An 18,119-nucleotide genomic window follows, 5' to 3' on the forward strand; every position below is an offset into this window, starting at 1 on the left:
TAGCACTACTTTGGCAGTTTAGGTTTGACGGCGTCTGCGAGCAGCTTCTCACAGTGAGGACATCTGCGGCGTGGCGGCCGCGTGAAGAGGTCAAGAATGGCTTGTCTAACAGCTGGCATGCTCGGTTGTGGCGGTGGTCCCCCGACTCTTTTTTTTCCGTCCCGCTGCTTTGAGGCGGCGGGCTTGGAGAAAGGCGTAGGCGATCATGGTCATCAAGGCGTGTCGATGTAATCCAGTCCATGATCGGCCTTCGAAGTGGTCGAGGCCGAGTTCCTCCTTCAATTGCTGATGTGCCTGCTCACAGACCCACCTCGCCTTGATCGTGGCGGCGAGCATCTTGAGGCTCGCATCGGCCGGTAAGTTCGACACATAGTATTTTTGCTCGCCAGTCGACCGGCGTTCGCCGACGAGCCAGACCTCCTCGCCTGGCATGCATTGCATGCGATTGTCGAGCATTCGGTGCTTATGACCGTCCGCAACGCGGACACGGCGAGCCGCAAACAAGCATGTCAGCCGACCTTTAGTGCCGCGCCGCCAGCTTATCTTGTGCCATCTCTCACCAGACAGCATCACCTCGGCAGAGACCGGCGGCTGGTCCGGGATGTGATATTGGCGGCGCCTGCCGGTGGTCGCGACCGGGAAGATCAGATCAACATCGGCCGGATAGACGTTTTGGCGTCGCGATAGTCCTACAGCCCACAGCAGACCGCGCTCACTCAAAGCCTGACGAAAAGAGCTGCTCGACCCGTAGCCCGCGTCGGCAAGCACGCAGCCGAAACGCACGCCGGAGGCGATGACACGATCGATCTCTTCGATGGCGATCTCCGGCTTTGTCAGAGCGACCTGTCGATCCTTCGGGACGCGCGCCCGCATCATCCGCTCGGGATCATTCGTCCAGGTGTCGGGCAAGAAGAGCCGAAGGCCCACCATCACCGGCACTTCGCGTGAGGCCAGGGTCACCGACACCAGCGACTGGCAGTTGGACGTCTTGCCAAGCGACGAAGCGTATTGAGGCGCGACACCAACCGAATGTTGTCCCTTCTTCGGTAACGCTGTGTCGTCAATGACGAGAAAACCCGCCTCATCGCCGACCAGGCGATCTGCCTCCTTCAGCAGGGCGGCCTCGAGCGGAGCGCTGTCCCAAACCCCTGCCGCGACAAAATGATGAAGCTGATCGTAGCCGACATCGCCCGCTCGCGCGGCCATCGGTTGTACGCTCTTACGGTCGCCCGGCCCGATCAGACCAGCAATGTACAGCGGACACATCCGGCGCCGAGCTGGATGCGAAAGACCTGCCAAAAACGGTTGAAGCCAGCGCTCGAGATCGGCTTGCCAGTCCACATCCATTGATCGGCCCTCCACAAGCCGACCTCCTATGAATCACGCAAACTCTCTCTTGGGAATTCCAAAAACTCGCCCGCCGCTAAAAACCTGCCAAAGTAGTGTTAGAGCCTCCGCTACTCCGCTTCTTCTGCGGAAACGCTGGCGACGGCAGTGCCTTTGAGTGCCGCGTGGACCTGGCCGATCAGGGTAGGGAGATCACCTACCGGAACCGGATTGTTGGAGACTTAGGCTGAGACGACATCGGCGTCATGAAACTCTCCGGATGCTTGAAAGACAGTCGGCGAAGTGTCGCTACATAGTGGCGGTTGCCGCGGAAAGCAATAAAGCCCAGGCAAGACTATTGCGATGCTCGTCCTGCACCGCGGTTAATAGCGACGCTTCCCGCCCATATCACCTGGAGCTGAATGATCATACATGGCAAGGCGGTGCGGCGGGGGCTCGAACTGGCACTGATGGTCCGTGGGAATGCCTTTCGGCGCCAATCCCCACGCGTAAATGTTTTGGTCTTCGCAGCTGCACAAAAATTCGCCAAAGGCGACATCCTAGGTGGGTAACGCCAAGGGTAGGAGTCTTCGCTTGAGCACATCTGCTAAGACCAAGGCGATCACGCCGCCGGACATTCGCTTGCGGAAAGGCCAGGCTCCGCTCGTCTGCCTGACAGCTTATACGACCCCGGTCGCCCGGTTCATCGATCCGCACTGCGATGTTGTGCTGGTGGGCGACAGCGTCGGGATGGTGCTCCACGGTCTCCCTTCGACTCTCGGCGTGACGCTCAAAATGATGATCCTGCACGGCAAGGCGGTGCGGCGTGGCCTTAAGCGTGCGCTCATGGTCGTCGACATGCCGTTCGGCTCCTATGAGGAAGGCCCCGAGCAGGCTTTCCGAAACGCAGCCCGCGTGATGGCCGAGACCGGTTGTGCGGCCGTCAAGATCGAGGGCGGCGAGGCAATGGCGGAGACGATCCATTTCCTCGCCGCGCGTGGCGTACCGGTCATGGCCCATGTCGGCCTGACCCCGCAGGCGGTCAATACTTTCGGCGGCTATCGTGTGCAGGGCAGGGGCGAGGACGGTGAGCGGATCCGGCGCGATGCCCAGGCAGCGGCGAAGGCCGGTGCTTTTTCGGTCGTGCTGGAAAAGGTGCCTCAGCCACTCGCCCGGCGGATCACCAACGAGGTGGCGGTTCCGACGATCGGAATCGGGCCTCGCCAGCGTGCGACGGGCAGATCCTGGTGGTCGACGACATGCTTGCCTGTTCGGCGACTTCCGCCCGAAATTCGTCAAGCGTTGCGCAGAGCTCGGACAAATCGCCGAGGCGGCGGTTGCGGCTTATGCGCAGGATGTATGCGAGGGCAATTTTCCAGCGGCCGAGCATGTCTTCGGCGATGCGCCAAAGACCGTCAAAGGAGGAGAGGTAGCGTGAGCATACCGATCGTCCGGACTGTCGCGGAATTGCGCAGCATTGTTTCAGCCTGGCGTCGCGAAGGCCTCAAGGTTGCCGTCGTGCCGACGATGGGCGCGCTGCATGAAGGCCATCTCAGCTTGGTGCGAGCGGCGGCGGAGTGCGCGGATCGGGTGATCATGACGCTCTTCGTCAACCCGAGACAGTTCAACAATGAGGCTGACCTTGCCGCCTATCCACGAACGGAGCACGAGGACGCTGCTAAGCTCGCGCGTCTGGGTGCCCATATGCTCTACGCACCCGATGCCTCTGAAATGTATCCGGAAGGTTTCGCCACCACGGTCGCGGTGACCGGAGTGAGCGACGGGTTGTGCGGTGCATACCGTCCCGGCCATTTCGTCGGCGTGGCAACTGTCGTAGCCAAGCTCTTTCTGCAGACGGGCGCCGATCTGGCCTTCTTCGGAGAGAAGGATTTCCAGAAGTTGCAAGTCGTGCGCCGGCTGACGCGCGATCTCGATATTCCGATCGAGATCGTCGCCTGCCCGACGGTGCGCGAAGCCGACGGTCTGGCAATGTCGGCGCGCAACCTTCGCCTCTCGTCAGTACTGCGACAGGCGGCGCCGAGCCTCGCGGAAATTCTGTTCGCGTCAACCGAGCGGCTTGCGACAGGGGCGACAGCCGACGACGTACCATTGAGGCGCGGCAGGCAATCCTGGCGGCCGGCTACAAAGAAGTCGAGTATCTTGAACTGCGGGCCGACGATGACCTCTCGCCGCTCGACGCCGCAGACAGATCGTCACGCATCCTCGTGGCCGCATGGCTACGTGACGTCCGTCTCATTGACAATGTGAGCGTTCGGGCAAAGCAAAGCACTTCCAAAAGGTTTGCTTCACCTGCAGCCGCTTAAGTCTCTGACGCATCCAAGTCTGCCTCAAAATCCTCGACTCCCTGCGCGGGTGAGCTTGCCACCCCGATTACACGGATGTTTCCGGCGGTGGCGTACGCAGTTTTCCGGCCCCATTCGAGGCGCCTCGCTGGTCCATGTTCCCATCACGGGCTATTTCACCGAGTTCACCGGCTACGTCACCAACAATGCCGGATCATTCCGAATTAGTCCGACCTCGCAATTGCGAAACTATTGCGAAGCGGTTTCGGCCATTCAACGGTTACCCGGATCATCGCCAAGCGTTTCGCCAAAAATGAACGGCGCTTAGCCAACGGCCGAGAAGCTAAAGGAAATTATCGGCGGGAAGGTTCGCAAGCGCGCCTCCACAACGAGCCCAGAGACGGAAGAGCTATTTTGAGATTTTCGAGGCGGCGGTTCCCGACCCGGCGGATATTCGCTTGGCAGGCCCGAACCGTCACTGCCGTTGGGTTTCCTCGGATAAACAAGGTCATGGTTGCGCATGTTCCAACCAGTTTTCGAGTGCCAGTCCAGGCACGCGGGAAAACTCGCGCTCATTGTCTGTGACCAGCGTGGCGTCGATCGCCAACGCTTGCGCGGCAATCCATGTATCGTTGGCCCCAATTGGCGTTCCTTGAAGCTCCAGAAATGCTCGAACCTTCGCATAATGTCGCGTTGTGTCGTAGTCGACTCCGACAAACGGGAGCCGTTGAGCCAGCGCGGCCAAGCGAGCGCGGTTGCGGTCGCCATAAGCGCTTTTCTCCGCGCCGAATTCTATTTCGCCCAGCACAATGGCGGAGAGCCGCATTGCGCTCAGTTGCTCGGACTCCAATCGTCCACGCACCTCGATTCGACCCTTCATAGCCGCTATCAGGATATTCGTGTCGAGAAGGTAGAGTGACGTCACAATCTAACCGTCCAACGAAGTCACATGTTCAGCCTGCTTGTCGTCAGGCGCGACCAGATCGATTTCATTGGCGTCTGCCCAAAAATCACGAAAGGCGTCGGCCGCCACGCGGGGATGGTCGGGAACAAGGCGCGCGATCACCTTGCCGTGCCTGGTGACGGCGATTTCTTCGCCAGCTTCGACTTCCGCCAGCAAAGCTGAGAAGCGGGATTTCGCCTCCACTACGGTGATGTTTTTCATCGGCGTCTCCATAAAATGACCATGTGGCCAGAATATATGTGCAAGAGCATGTCGTCAAACGAACCCCTGTACCCGTCGGTCACAGACGTGATTCCGCAGCCTCATGCAAGATTCGTCGAATTGCCGCGGACTTCTCGTTCACAACTCCGCAAGCCGCCGCTTTCGTCTTGAACCGTCATCGCCTTGACAACACATTCTGCTATCATAAACGGGTTCCGGTCATGCATCTGTTCGCACAAATTAGCTGTTCAGCAGATCGGGAGGAAAGAATGAACGCTGAGGCTTTCGGCACCCCGCTGTTCGTGAAACGTGACACATACATCGTACAAGAGATTGCGGACCTCGCGGACGCCATCGATTTCCTCACTGAATGGCCAGACGATCGCGGGGACGCAGTCCACGAGATCGCCCTTAGGACGTGCTATGATGCCTATGATGGGCGAAAGCCTGTGAGTGCTGCCCGCAACGCCTTTTTTGGCTTTGTGAAACGGGTCGCCATATTGGAGGATGAAACTTCCGCGATGCAGCGGCTCGCCGCCTGCAAGTCGGGCACCGGAAAGGTGTAAGCATAGGTTTTGGCCACTTCTGCTGCTGGGACTTCGTGGATGGCTAGAGGCGCTTTGAGGGAGGTTGCCATGCCGCACAACAGTTTTGCTCGTCCAGCAATTGGCAATGCTCAGCAAGGCCCTCGCGGAGCTAGGCGGCCATTTCCCGCCGGACAGCCCCGAACGCGAGGCCTTTGGCCGCGAAGATCATGGCGCTGTTCGAAAGCGGGGCCGGCACGCTGAACGAGATCAAGAAGGCGCTGAGCGACCGAGACGCTGCTCCTTGAACCTCACTGGCCTTGTGTGGTCCCAAGGGGTGAAAGCGGCTCGCCCGTAGCAGCAGGCGGTTTCCGTTCTTGCTGCGGATCCAGCCGATGGGCGCTGCCAGCCTGCTGCCGTTTGACAAGCCGGCCATCGGGGCGCTAGCACCATCCAAAGCTGAGAGTCGCAGGGCAGAACTGACCGCATCCATCGGGCTGCGCGACCTCGACCGGCTTACACCCAACTGGACTTATCGCGCATCAGCATGGTGATGCGACATCTCCTGTGTTGAGAGCGCGATGACGGAGCTTGGTTGTGACGCAGCTGTGCGCGAAGCGCCCAGCTGTCAGCAGGTGAGCGAATAACGACTTGGTGGAGGTGAGAAAGTCATGCGGCGTGAAGATTCCCCGCCCTTTGCGGCAACCACGCTGATGCCTCTTCAGAACCCGGTCTTTCGCTCGATCTGGACAGCCACGCAGATTTCCAGCCTCGGCTGGCTCGTCCAGAGCGTGGCTATCGGCTGGCTCATGGCGACGATTTCAGCCTCCGACCTGATGGTGGCACTCGTTCAGGCTGCATCTACACTGCCCGCCTTCTTCTTGTCGATCCTTGCTGGAGCCATTGCAGACAGTTTTAGCCGCCGCGGGGTGATGCTTGCCGGACATTGCCTGATCGCACTGGCGTCCACGACGCTGCCTCTCGCTGTCGGTCTGGGCTTTGTCAGTCCGTGGTTGATCCTGGGATTGGGTTTTCTGGCCGGATGCGGCTTTGCCTTGAATGATCCAGCCTGGCACGCCTCCGTCGGTGATATCCTGGAAAAGCGCGAGATACCCGCTGCGGTGACGCTGATGTCGGTGGGATATAATATTGTCCGAAGCGTAGGTCCGGCACTGGGCGGTGTTATTTTGGCGCTTCTGGGACCTCTGGCCGCGTTCGCCTTGGCAGCGCTGAGCGACCTGGTCCCGTTGAGCGCTGTCCTGCGCGCCAAGTGGCAGGTTCGCTCTTCGCCTCTTCCGCGCGAGCGCATGGCGACCGCCATTCATGATGGCATGCGCTTCACCGCGATCTCCTCGGAGATCAGAGTGGCGATTGTGCGTGCAACCCTGTTCGGGCTGTCGAGCATCTCGATCCTTGCTCTCCTTCCCCTCCTCGTCCGCGATCAGCTGGCGGGTGGGCCACTTGTTTACGGCGTCCTGTTGGCCGGCTTCGGCACAGGCGCCTTTGTCGCAGGCATTGGCAATGGTTACTTGAGACGCATTGCGACCCAAGAGCGATTGGTCACGCTGGCGTCCGTTGCCTGCGCAACGTGTTGCCTTTTGCTGGCCCTCACATCATCCGTGACGGTGGCGGCGATCGCGCTTGCAATCGGTGGCGCAGGCTGGGTCGTCACCTGGACCGGAACCGACGTGTGTGTGCAGTTGGCAAGCCCAAGGTGGGTCGTTGGTCGCACTCTGTCGATCTATTACGCTTTGACCTACGGCGGTATGGCAGCCGGCAGCTGGATCTGGGGAGCTGTCGCGCAGAACTATTCCCTGACGTGGGCTTTGGAAGGTGCTGCAGTGGCACTGTTGCTGGTTGCAGCAGCGGGAAAGGTATTGCCGATACGACTATGGGAAGAATCGGATCAAGGGGCTGCCGACTTCATCCCACCAGAACTGGCCCTCACTCTAAGGCCGAGGAGCGGTCCAATCGTGGTCAAGGTGGAGTATTCGATCCCGGAACCTAATATCGAGGCGTTTCTGCGCTGCATGCGCGAAAGGCGGCGCGTTCAGACCCGAGCCGGTGCGCGCAATTGGACGCTGCAGCGAAATCTTCAGAAGCCGACTCTTTGGACTGAGACATTCCGCACTCCGACATGGACGGATTACCTTCGTCTAAATCATCGCCTGACTTTGGCTGACAGGGAGGTAGCCGAGCGCCTAGCCGCTCTGCAGGCTGATGGGTCTTCTCCTCATCTCGCACTTTCGATCGAACGGTCGACAAGCCCCGCCTCTGGCAGCGAAGTTCAGCCTGTGCCCTTTGCATCGCGCCCGTAGCACATCGAGCCTCAAGAGCATCGCCAGCAGGGCTGCGGCCAGAGCGACCGTACCGACCGCAATCAGCATTTATCAGACGGCTGGCGACGCGATCCGCCAGAAGGCTCATCGGCCATTGAAGCATCAGGGCGCCGATCTGGACACTTGCGGCGAGAAGTATCCTCGCTTTCTCACGAGGCCGCTGTCATCGCCAAAGAACTCGTTCGATTGCCGCTCCAAACCGCCGAGCTTGGCGAAACGATCTCCATCAAGGCAACCGTCGCGGCAGATCGCAACCGCGGTCCGGACCTGAGCGGAACGGACTGTGAGCTTACCGAACGCATCGTCTTGGAGACCCATGTTTCTCGGCGCGTTCGTTATTTTCGATCTACATGAATGACGCCCCCGGTGTCCCTTCACAGGTTTTCGCCACCTGTCGTGATAAATACCAGCACCCCAGGTATTCGCTACGAGTGCAGCAGCGTCGAAGATGCAGCCGATCAGCTGCTCCAGTGGACCAAGCACGGTCCCAGATGGAACGAGGCGGTACGCGTCTGTTTGTCCGCCTTGGCCGGAGAACTGACGCCTGACGATGCCCGCATCGCCCTCAAGGCAGCCGCCAGAGAGGAAGGCCTGCTTGTCTAGCAATCTCGATCATGGATCGAGCGGGGGCCCGGAGAGCGCCGAGAAATTCGAAGCCGGCGCCGGTCCGATCTGAAACCGTTCTCGGCAAAGGCGAGGTCGGCACGCGCCATGACGGCACGTCATTACCCGTAACCCATTCGATCACTGGCACGTCCGCGCGAAGCCGATCTGGAGCGGCCGAGCCTACGCCGCACCAGATTGTTGCAGTGCACATACCACTGTCACACATCAGCCCCAATGTACTGTCGCGGGCGGGAAACCATCTTCAAGCGGAGGTTCAAGAAATGTCCAAACCCACTGACAAGTCCAACGCAACCGAAGCCACCGAATTTGCGGCATTCGATCCCGGCAAGGCTACCGATCAACTTCGCGCCGTCGCAGACAAGGGCATGGAGCAAACGAACGAGGTGCTTCAAAAATTCAAATCAGGCGCTGAAGAGACCCAGAAGGCGCTCGAGTCGAGCGCCGAAACCGCGAAGTCGGCCGGCAACGAGTTGTCGCTGAAGATGATCGCGGCATTGCGCGCGAACGCCGAAGCTGACTTCTCGCACCTTGAGGCTCTGGTCCGTGTGAAGTCGCTGTCAGAAGGTTTTGAATTGCACAGGATCTTTCTACGCAAGCGCCTTGAAATGGGTGTCGAGCAAGTCAAGGACATCCAGGCGCTCACCGCCAGGGCGGCGGCCGACGTTTCCAAGCCGGTCAAGGACGCCTTCGCGAAGGCGCTGAAGGGCCTCGAGGCCGCCTAGTTTTCTAGATGATCCAATCAATGCGGGAGCGCTCCTCGATTTCAGGCTACCCGTCATTGTGCCGGTCAGGGTCCTGTCGTGCAAAGCGGGTTTCTGGCCGTAGCCCGATTTGGAATGGTGGTCGATCGCTGCCTGAAGGTCACTTCCATGCATCGCGCGGACTTGCCAAACAGTCGCTCGCCTGGACCGGCAACGTCCAGCGCCGGAACTCGACGGCGCGATGTGCTCATCTGCCGAAGGACACCGAAACAGTCGCGACGGTCATCAAGCGCGCGAGGTCCGCTCGTGGCCGGATCGGGTGGCAAGGCCGCGGCCTCGTCGACCGAGTCCCACATCGACGACCTGGTCGGCACACCAGCTCCTTGTCAAGGCGATCCTGCAAACCCCAACTGCCAAAGCGAAGTCTCCTATGCTTTATGGTAAGCATATAGGACCTCAGCGCGCCGCGCGGCAGCCGGTCGGCCAAGGGTAGCCGGGTCAAATTGCAAACTTGGCTGCTGTGGCTGTGGTGGAGAGGAGATGGCCGGCTTGGGCAACTTTAAGAGGCCAGTCGGCGTTCGGCTGACCTGTCTCAGCGCCGCGCCTATCTCTCGATGTCAACGATGCGGCAACTATCCTGCTCCGGGAGAGCGACAATGAGTCGCGATGGACGCTTGTCTGCCGGTGTTGCCTGGCAAGGCACATCCAGCTTCTGCTCGAGGAGCGTTCATCGCATCCACATTCGAGGCCCAGATTCTGCGCTGCGATTGAGAGCTGGCCCGCTGTGAAGTCGCGCGGGGCCAGTACGCTGATACTGCCTCATCCAAAGGCTGGTGGATTATCCGACACACCGACAAGCTGATGCCCCTGGTGAGAATACCGGGGGAAAAGGTCGGAGAGGCGGCCCGTAGCTATCTGGCCCCGCGCCATCGAGACTGGGTCCGGCTGAAGGCTCCGCCGGCGGCGGGCTTGCAGCAAACCCTTGTAGAAGAGGGTAAGATAAACTAAGTTCATCGGACTAAGGTCAAATGGTGAACCACATGCAGACGGTTAACATCCACGAGGCGAAACCCATCTCTCTCGTCTGGTCGGCAAGGCGGCCAAAGGCGAGCCTTTTATCATTGCCAAATCCGGCAGGCCCCTTGTCAAGGTTGTCCCGATCGATCAGCCCGACGCTGGCGCGATACGGCGGATCGGGTTTATGGCCGGTGCATTCTCGGTTCCCGAAGACTTCGACCGCATGGGCAGCGAGGAAATCGAAAAGCTGTTCGACGGTGACGCGTGAAGCCGTTGCTGGACATACATCATCTGTTGTGGGCGGCAGGTGAACCGGATCGGCTCCCGCTAGAGGCGATAGCCGAGATTGAGAACCCAGACAACGAGCTGCTGTTCAGTGCTGCCAGCCTCTGGGAAGTCGCCATCAAGCGAAGTCTCGGCCGTTCGGATTTTACCGTCGATCCGCGCCTGCTGCGGCGAGGATTGTTCGACAATGGCTATCATGAACTGCCGATCACCAGCGAGCATGCAGTCGCGGTCGATGGACTTCCGTCGATCCATAGATCCGTTCGATCGTATCCTGATCGCTCAGTCCATCGTGGAAGGCATCACGCTGATTACGGTCGACGATCTCGTGGCGCGCTATCCGGGCCCGGTTCGGCGTCTCTGAAAGGCTACGCCGCAAGCCGGCTCACCAATCACCACGATACATGATGGCCGTTCATAAATCCTCCGCACCAATGCGCTACGTCTCCCGGCTTCCCGGCGGTTCCGACCAACGGAAGAGATTTGGCGCGTCAAACTCCAAGCCAGGCGCAGGAACTCCGACAATCCTGATCTAAGAAACGCTGCCGACCCGCCGGACACTGAAGGGCAATTGATATTGCGAGCCTGGAGCAACGAGGCATGAGAACGCTGGTTATTGGGGGATCCGGATTTGTCGGACACGCGGTGGTGCGTGCCTTGGTCGCCGAAGGGCACGCGGTGAGCGTGCTCAATCGGGGTACTCGCCCGCTCATCGGAGTCGAACAGCTGATCCCGACCGCAACGACGCCAAAGCCGTCACGAGCGCCATACTCGACCGGGAGTTCGACTGTGTCATCGACACCAACGCTTATACCGGCGAGCAGGCTCGCATCATGGTGACGGCTTTGGCCGGCGGGTCACGCGGGCGGCAGTCATCTCGAGCGCCGCAGTTTATTCCGATGGGGCGGCGACCCCAGCGCGGGAAATCGACTTGGCAGGTGGCGGGTCAGCCTGGGCCGAGTACGGGCGCGGCAAGGTCGAGGCAAGGTCGAGGTTGAAAAGGTCTATCGCGAGGCGAGCTTTCCCGTTTGCGCTACGTATCGCCCACCTTACATATTCGGCCCCAACAACGATCTCAATCGCGAAAGCTGGTTTTTCCGACGCATCCGGCATGGGCGCCCGGTTCTGGTCAGCGCGGTTTATCAGTTTCTGCATGAAGACGATCTGGGCGCGGTCATCACGACCTGGTTTCCAAGGATGCACTCGGGCCGATTTTCGCTGCCTACAATCTCGCCGATCCGGAGTTGGTGACATCGGCCGGGCTGACCGTACTTCTGGCGCGTGTCGCGGGCCGAGAGTCGAGATGCATTGCGTCGGCTCGGCGGCTGGCGAGCGAAGGCCAAGAGCCTGGTTTCCTTTTCGCAATATCGACTGCGCGGTCGACCCGAGCCGCTTTATGAATGCCTACGGGTGGTCTGCGGCGGCACCGCTGGAGCACCGGTTTGCCGACGTCTTATCGGCGCTCGAGCGCCGTGGCGCGCTGGCACAGAACGACTGGACGCCGCTTGAGGCGGACTTGTTGGAAATCTTGTCCTGAGATTGCGATCTATTGCCAGCAGTTGGACGGAGGAACCGTGACGCGGATGCCGGTCCCTCCGCCATAGCACTCAGTTGCGCTGACGCTGCAGGCAATCACGACGTCGGCGCAATCACCACGGGCCTCAAGCACCGACAGCCCTTCCTCGACTCCCGTCACATTGACGGCGACATTCCCGGTGTCAAAAAAACGCGGATCCCTGCGCCTATGTCCTCGCGCGCGTCTGGTACGCCAGAACCCATGCGAACTCGCACAGCGCCTACAGGCTGACACTCACACCGACGGCCGTCGCTAGCAGTCTGCTGCTGACCGCTCCTTGTCATTGATTCCACATAGGCGCACAGCAGCACGTTTGGGTCAGCGGCCCCCGGCCGCAGCGCTATCCTCGATGGCGGCTGGCACCTTTTGCGCCGCCGTTCCAGCCGGCGGATCGTCCTCGGTCCTCAAGTCCAACTGCCCCCAGATCGACGTCTTCCGTGGGCCGGATTTCGGCTTCCGTGAGGGTTTGACCTCGATGATGAACGGTTTGTCTGGTTGCGCATTGATCCTCCAGCCGATTCGCGGCGCAACGATACTTCGCTTATCGGCAGAGGCAACTGTGCCGGGCATTGGGAAGTGGCTCATGAGACATACCCAGCAAGGTCCGGTGGCTCAGGTGCCGCGACCCTATATCCGCGAATGCGGAGCGCCCGGCCAGAGCCGCCAATCACATTGCCATTCCTTAGGTTACATGAAACAAAAGAGCCGCCCGAAGGCGGCAAGATTGGGAGTGCCCGAATCTGCAATGGGATGGACGATCCAGGACGGGCCAAGCTTACCTTACGTCAGCGCAATTGCAATCGGTGCGCCGCCAGCCTTCCTGTTTACGGAATATTAGGCCTGTTTTCGCATCATCGATCCGGGCGGCTGAGTAGTGCGTTCCGCCCGCACCCCATTTCAGTCATGGGGCTGCCAAGCCGCCGGGTGGCGCGGTTTGCTGCTTCGCAGACGCGCCGTTTTTCGACCGATCTGTGACGCCAGACCTTTCGGTGATCTCGGTCTTGAGCTGACCGGCAGCTACGGGCTCGCCGAACGATGGCCGCTGCTGGCGCTGCGGTCGCCTCGGCGGCAATAGGACAGCCGGCCCAATCATCATACCGGCTGTCTGCAATCGCCTCATGAGCGTCTTGACTCTCCTATGCCAGGAGCCTATCCCCCGCGGTGTTAGCACTCGCCATTGGTGAGTGCTAACCAAGGGTCCGGCGCTGCCGGGCTTGTTTGTCCGGCTTCGCCGGACGGAGGAACAGTTCTCACCGTTCTCATTCGAGGAAGAAAAAATGGCAAAGTCGAAGTTCCGCCCGCTTCATGACCGCGTGGTCGTTCGCCGGGTTGAATCCGAATCCAAGACCGCTGGCGGGATCATCATCCCGGATACGGCGAAGGAAAAGCCGCAGGAAGGCGAGATCATCGCCGTCGGTTCCGGCGCCCGCGACGAAGCCGGCAAGCTCGTCCCCCTGGACGTCAAGGCTGGCGACCGCATTCTGTTCGGCAAGTGGTCGGGCACCGAAGTCAAGCTCAATGGCGAAGACCTTCTGATCATGAAGGAATCCGACATCATGGGTATCATCGGCTGAATATCGGCCTCACCGTCATCTAAATCTGCGGGCTCGATCGAAGCCCCTGCCAGGAGCTAAACATGGCTGCCAAAGAAGTAAAATTCTCCCGTGATGCCCGTGAGCGCATGCTGCGCGGCGTCAATATCCTTGCCGACGCGGTGAAGGTCACGCTCGGCCCCAAGGGCCGCAACGTTGTCATCGACAAGTCGTTCGGCGCCCCGCGCATCACCAAGGACGGCGTCACCGTCGCCAAGGAAATCGAGCTTGAAGACAAGTTCGAGAACATGGGCGCGCAGATGGTCCGCGAAGTTGCTTCGAAGACCAACGACATCGCCGGCGACGGCACCACGACCGCGACCGTGCTGGCGCAGTCGATCGTCCAGGAAGGCCACAAGGCGGTTGCCGCCGGCATGAACCCGATGGACCTGAAGCGCGGCATCGATCTCGCCGTGACCGAAGTCGTCGCCCACCTCACCAAGAACGCCAAGAAGATCAAGACCTCCGAGGAAGTCGCCCAGGTCGGCACCATCGCCGGCAATGGCGACGAGTCGGTCGGCAAGATGATCGCCGAAGCGATGAAGAAGGTCGGCAACGAGGGCGTCATCACCGTCGAGGAAGCCAAGACCGCCGAGACCGAACTCGAAGTCGTCGAAGGCATGCAGTTTGACCGCGGCTACCTCAGCCCCTACTTCGTCACCAACGCCGACAAGATGGTCGCGGATCTAGAGGACGCCTACATCCTTCTCCACGAGAAGAAGCTCTCCAACCTGCAGGCCATGCTGCCGATCCTCGAGGCTGTCGTGCAGACCTCGAAGCCGCTGGTCATCATCTCGGAAGACGTCGAAGGCGAGGCTCTGGCCACGCTGGTCGTCAACAAGCTGCGTGGCGGCCTGAAGATCGCCGCCGTCAAGGCGCCGGGCTTCGGTGATCGCCGCAAGGCCATGCTGGAAGACATCGCCATCCTCACCGGTGGTCAGGTCATCTCGGAAGACCTCGGCATCAAGCTCGAGAATGTCGGCCTCAACATGCTCGGCCGCGCCAAGAAGGTGTCGATCTCCAAGGAGAACACCACCATCGTCGACGGCGCCGGCAAGAAGGCCGAGATCCAGGGCCGCGTCGCCCAGATCAAGCAGCAGATCGAAGAGACCACCTCTGACTACGACAAGGAGAAGCTGCAGGAACGTCTCGCCAAGCTGGCGGGCGGCGTTGCGGTGATCCGCGTCGGCGGTGCGACGGAAGTCGAAGTCAAGGAAAAGAAGGACCGCGTCGATGACGCCCTCAACGCGACCCGCGCGGCCGTCGAAGAAGGCATCGTTGCTGGCGGCGGCGTCGCGCTGCTGCGCGCTTCGCTGAGCATCAAGGCGGTCGGCGCCAACTCCGACCAGACCGCCGGCATCGCCATCGTACGCCGCGCTCTGCAGGCTCCGGCCCGCCAGATCGCCGCCAACGCCGGAGCTGAAGCTTCGATCGTTGCCGGCAAGATCCTCGACAACAAGGACGCGACCTTCGGCTACAACGCCCAGACCGGCGAATACGGCGACATGATCGCCATGGGTATCGTCGATCCGATGAAGGTCGTTCGCACGGCTCTCCAGGACGCGGCCTCGGTCGCCGGCCTGCTGGTCACCACCGAAGCCATGATCGCCGAAGCTCCGAAGAAGGAAGCTGCAGGCGGCATGCCGAGCGGCATGCCCGGCGGTGGCATGGGTGGCATGGACTTCTAATTGACGAATGATCCCGAAAAGTTGCAGACCTTTTGGATAAGATCAGTCGTAATGAGAACTCCATAAAGCACGCCCATCAACTGACAATGCTCAAGCCCGCAAGCGGGCTTGAGGGGCGGCATGGATTTCTAATCCAACCCATTCGGCCTTCAGATACGAAACAGGGTGGCAGCGATGCCGCCCTTTTTTCGTTCTGCAAGGCCCATGCCGCGCGATGCTGCGTCGAGCGGCCCCTGTCAGCTAGCGCCAGCTTGGCACCGAAGCGTGACGAAGGCGCCGAACACGCCGTGAATGACGAAACCGAGAGCGGATTTCCTTCATGCAGGATTTCTGCCCACGCGACCGCGCTCCAAGTCGCTCAACTGATCGAACCAGGCCTTGTCCATAACACCGACGAAGAGACGGGCCCATGGCCCAACCTCTCAGCTCCGCCCTGTTTTGAAGCGCCGACCTCCTGGCGCTCCACATGGCCAGCTCCGCAGTCCGCGAACCAACCACTGCGGAGCACAATTTCCATGTCGTCGCCCTCGCCCCGTTCCGTTTCATCAGGCCATCAGGCGCTCGCGCGGCGGCCGCGACCAAATTCCACGCTGACGGACTGTCTGTCGTTCCATCGCCTTCAAGCTCATCGGCGGCCAGGTCGCTGATTGGAAGGGGAGCCCAGCCACTGAAACGTCTGCCACACACCCGGATACTGCAGGCCGACAAGCGTTATGATTCGGACGCGACCCGCCGCCTGATCGAAGCCCGCGGCCATCCCGCCAAAGGCGGCCGGCGATGGCAGAACTGCCTCTCGCCTGTCCTCTACCACGACCGAAACGCCGTCGAACGCATGTTCTGCCGGCTCATCGCGATACGATGCGAGCCTCTTGCCGTCAAATTCCCCAGCGGCGGTCTGCACCGCCGCGATCGTCGGCCATTGGTTATGAGTCCGAGCCCTGGATCTAGGCCCTGAAACCCGTCTGAACCTATCAGCGAAGTGGATGACGACCATAATTACAATCAATTTTACCGATGTTCCGGAGCCTAATATGTACGATCCTGAATGAAAGCCTCCCGTGCCGTCCTCGTGATTAATGCATCGTTGGCTGACCGGTTGGACCTTCGGAGAAGAACATGTGCGGGATTGTCGGCATCATTGGACGACAGCCGGTATCGTATCGATTGGTCGACGCATTGAAGCGTTTGGAATATCGCGGCTATGATTCGGCCGGCGTTGCGACGATCACCGGGGGTGCCTTGCAGCGCCGGCGCGCTGAAGGCAAGCTCGTCAATCTCGAGACGAGACTGAAGGAAGAGCCGCTGAGCGGCACAATCGGCATCGGCCATACCCGTTGGGCAACCCATGGGGCGCCGACGGAACGCAATGCGCACCCGCACTTTACCGATGGTGTGGCCGTCGTCCATAACGGCATCATCGAGAATTTCGCCGAGCTGAAAGACGAATTGGCGGCAGCTGGAGCGGAGTTCCAGACCGACACCGACACCGAGGTCATCGGGTATCTGTTGGCGAAGCACCGTCGGGAGGGCATGAATCGACGTGAAGCGATGCATGCCATGCTGAAACGCCTCAGGGGTGCCTATGCGCTCGCCATTCTCTTCGTGGATGATCCGTCGACCATCATGACGGCGCGCAACGGACCACCGCTGGCGATCGGTCACGGTGACGGCGAGATGTTCCTGGGCTCCGACGCAATTGCGCTTGCTCCCTTCACGAATGAAATCACCTATCTCGCCGATGGCGACTGGGCCGTCGTTGGCAGGACCGGCGCCCAGATCTTCGACTTCGACGCCCATCCCGTCGAGCGTCCGCGCCAGACCTCCATAGCCGTGGCCTATCTGGCCAACAAGGGCAACCATCGCCACTTCATGGAGAAGGAAATCTACGAGCAGCCCGAGGTCACCGCCCATGCGCTGGGTCATTATATCGACTTCACACAGAATCGCGTCGACACGGTTTCCGGTATCGATTTCGCCAGGATTCCGAGCCTCGCGATCGCTGCCTGCGGCACGGCCTATCTCGCCGGATTGATCGGAAAATACTGGTTCGAGCGCTATGCGCGCCTGCCTGTCGAAATCGATGTCGCGTCCGAATTCCGCTACCGCGAGATCCCGTTGTCGCCGCGGTCGGCGGCTCTTTTCATTTCGCAGTCTGGCGAAACCGCCGATACGCTGGCATCGCTAAGATACTGTAAGGGGCTTGGGCTGAAAACTGGCGCAGTCGTCAATGTCGGCGACTCGACCATCGCTCGAGAGGCCGATGCGGTCTTCCCCATTCTGGCCGGCCCGGAGATCGGCGTCGCCTCCACCAAGGCCTTCACCTGCCAGCTTGCCGTTCTTGCCGCACTCGCCGTCGGTGCCGCCCGCGCGCGCGGAACCTTATCCGAAGACGAGGTGCAGGCGCTCGTCAAGAGCCTTGCCGAAATGCCGCGGCTCATGGGCCAGGTACTGAACAGCATCCAGGCGGAGATCGAGCTCCTGGCGCGCGAACTGTCAAAGTCTCATGACGTGCTTTATCTCGGCCGTGGCACCAGTTTCCCTCTGGCCATGGAAGGCGCACTGAAACTCAAGGAGATTTCCTACATCCACGCCGAGGGTTATGCGGCGGGCGAATTGAAGCATGGTCCGATCGCTTTGATAGATGAGAACACGCCTGTGATCGTCATCGCGCCACATGATCGCTTTTTCGACAAGACTGTATCCAACATGCAGGAAGTCGCCGCCCGTGGCGGGCGGATCATCCTCATCACCGATGAGCAAGGCGCAGCCGCATCGAAACTCGACGCATCGCACACTATCGTGCTGCCGGCCGTCGACGAGATTATCGCGCCGATGATCTTCTCGTTGCCGATACAGCTTCTTGCCTACAACACGGCGGTCTTCATGGGCACAGACGTCGACCAGCCGCGAAATCTCGCAAAATCGGTCACCGTCGAATGAATATGACGCCTTGATGGGGGCAAGGGCTTGTCCATG

The 18,119-nt window shown here is 60.5% G+C and carries 13 protein-coding genes and 7 pseudogenes; 15 read left to right on the top strand and 5 right to left on the bottom strand.

Features of this window, described 5'->3' with window-relative positions:
• Nucleotides 1–105: 105 nt before the first annotated feature.
• Together D3227_RS28260 and D3227_RS42965 are read right to left on the bottom strand one after the other, a co-directional pair.
• Nucleotides 106–1,384 (bottom strand): annotated as a pseudogene (locus D3227_RS28260) (IS701 family transposase).
• A gap of 82 nt (nucleotides 1,385–1,466) precedes the next feature.
• Nucleotides 1,467–1,589 (bottom strand): annotated as a pseudogene (locus D3227_RS42965) (MucR family transcriptional regulator); the annotation flags it as partial.
• A gap of 331 nt (nucleotides 1,590–1,920) precedes the next feature.
• On the opposite strand from D3227_RS42965, the pseudogene panB reads away from it, so the two are divergent.
• A pseudogene (panB, locus tag D3227_RS28270) lies at nucleotides 1,921–2,764 on the top strand (3-methyl-2-oxobutanoate hydroxymethyltransferase).
• Nucleotides 2,761–3,650: pseudogene (gene panC, locus D3227_RS28275) on the top strand (pantoate--beta-alanine ligase). Before panB ends, panC begins: the two co-directional pseudogenes overlap by 4 nt.
• A 487-nt stretch (nucleotides 3,651–4,137) precedes the next feature.
• Here the strand turns inward: panC and D3227_RS28280 are convergent.
• Both D3227_RS28280 and D3227_RS28285 read right to left on the bottom strand, forming a co-directional pair.
• The gene (locus D3227_RS28280) at nucleotides 4,138–4,554 is read right to left on the bottom strand and encodes a PIN domain-containing protein (RefSeq protein WP_120017545.1); all 417 of its coding nucleotides are present in this window, start codon (nucleotides 4,552–4,554) and stop codon (nucleotides 4,138–4,140) included.
• Nucleotides 4,555–4,557: 3 nt separating this feature from the next.
• A complete protein-coding gene (locus tag D3227_RS28285) occupies nucleotides 4,558–4,794 on the bottom strand; it encodes a type II toxin-antitoxin system Phd/YefM family antitoxin (protein ID WP_120017588.1) in 237 nt (78 codons plus the stop codon).
• A 269-nt stretch (nucleotides 4,795–5,063) separates the two neighbouring features.
• On the opposite strand from D3227_RS28285, the gene D3227_RS28290 reads away from it, so the two are divergent.
• Both D3227_RS28290 and D3227_RS28295 read left to right on the top strand, forming a co-directional pair.
• A complete protein-coding gene (locus tag D3227_RS28290; protein WP_120017589.1) occupies nucleotides 5,064–5,360 on the top strand; it encodes a DUF982 domain-containing protein in 297 nt (98 codons plus the stop codon).
• Between the two features lie 629 nt (nucleotides 5,361–5,989).
• A complete protein-coding gene (locus D3227_RS28295) occupies nucleotides 5,990–7,636 on the top strand; it encodes an MFS transporter (protein ID WP_120017546.1) in 1,647 nt (548 codons plus the stop codon).
• A 123-nt stretch (nucleotides 7,637–7,759) separates the two neighbouring features.
• Here D3227_RS28295 and D3227_RS44415 read toward each other — a convergent pair whose 3' ends face one another.
• Nucleotides 7,760–8,263, bottom strand: coding sequence for a hypothetical protein (locus tag D3227_RS44415; protein WP_425374559.1), 504 nt, complete (start codon nucleotides 8,261–8,263; stop codon nucleotides 7,760–7,762).
• Nucleotides 8,264–8,544: 281 nt separating this feature from the next.
• On the opposite strand from D3227_RS44415, the gene D3227_RS28310 reads away from it, so the two are divergent.
• From D3227_RS28310 to glmS, 11 genes and pseudogenes are all read left to right on the top strand, one after another.
• Nucleotides 8,545–9,006, top strand: coding sequence for a phasin (locus D3227_RS28310; RefSeq protein ID WP_120017549.1), 462 nt, complete (start codon nucleotides 8,545–8,547; stop codon nucleotides 9,004–9,006).
• Nucleotides 9,007–9,651: 645 nt separating this feature from the next.
• The gene (locus D3227_RS42970; protein ID WP_245451909.1) at nucleotides 9,652–9,756 is read left to right on the top strand and encodes a hypothetical protein; all 105 of its coding nucleotides are present in this window, start codon (nucleotides 9,652–9,654) and stop codon (nucleotides 9,754–9,756) included.
• 269 nt (nucleotides 9,757–10,025) lie between these two features.
• Nucleotides 10,026–10,270, top strand: a pseudogene (locus D3227_RS28320) (type II toxin-antitoxin system Phd/YefM family antitoxin).
• A pseudogene (locus D3227_RS28325) lies at nucleotides 10,267–10,651 on the top strand (type II toxin-antitoxin system VapC family toxin). The pseudogenes D3227_RS28320 and D3227_RS28325 overlap by 4 nt, the downstream one beginning before the upstream one ends.
• Before the next feature lie 236 nt (nucleotides 10,652–10,887).
• Entirely contained in the window at nucleotides 10,888–11,127 is a 240-nt protein-coding gene (locus D3227_RS28330; RefSeq protein ID WP_120017550.1) for an NAD-dependent epimerase/dehydratase family protein, read from the top strand.
• Between the two features lie 463 nt (nucleotides 11,128–11,590).
• Nucleotides 11,591–11,824: a hypothetical protein gene (locus D3227_RS28340; protein WP_120017552.1), complete on the top strand. Its 234-nt coding sequence runs from the start codon at nucleotides 11,591–11,593 to the stop codon at nucleotides 11,822–11,824.
• Nucleotides 11,825–12,212: 388 nt separating this feature from the next.
• The gene (locus tag D3227_RS44100; RefSeq protein WP_167480888.1) at nucleotides 12,213–12,701 is read left to right on the top strand and encodes a hypothetical protein; all 489 of its coding nucleotides are present in this window, start codon (nucleotides 12,213–12,215) and stop codon (nucleotides 12,699–12,701) included.
• Nucleotides 12,702–13,140: 439 nt separating this feature from the next.
• The gene (groES, locus tag D3227_RS28355) at nucleotides 13,141–13,437 is read left to right on the top strand and encodes a co-chaperone GroES (protein ID WP_006203049.1); all 297 of its coding nucleotides are present in this window, start codon (nucleotides 13,141–13,143) and stop codon (nucleotides 13,435–13,437) included.
• 62 nt (nucleotides 13,438–13,499) lie between these two features.
• Nucleotides 13,500–15,143: a chaperonin GroEL gene (gene groL / locus D3227_RS28360; RefSeq protein WP_120017553.1), complete on the top strand. Its 1,644-nt coding sequence runs from the start codon at nucleotides 13,500–13,502 to the stop codon at nucleotides 15,141–15,143.
• Nucleotides 15,144–15,689: 546 nt separating this feature from the next.
• A pseudogene (locus D3227_RS42980) lies at nucleotides 15,690–16,072 on the top strand (transposase family protein); the annotation flags it as partial.
• Between the two features lie 187 nt (nucleotides 16,073–16,259).
• Nucleotides 16,260–18,083, top strand: coding sequence for a glutamine--fructose-6-phosphate transaminase (isomerizing) (gene glmS, locus D3227_RS28370; RefSeq protein WP_120017555.1), 1,824 nt, complete (start codon nucleotides 16,260–16,262; stop codon nucleotides 18,081–18,083).
• Nucleotides 18,084–18,119: the final 36 nt, after the last annotated feature.

It is taken from the genome of Mesorhizobium waimense, assembly GCF_003601975.1.
Classification (GTDB): Bacteria; Pseudomonadota; Alphaproteobacteria; order Rhizobiales; family Rhizobiaceae; genus Mesorhizobium; species Mesorhizobium waimense.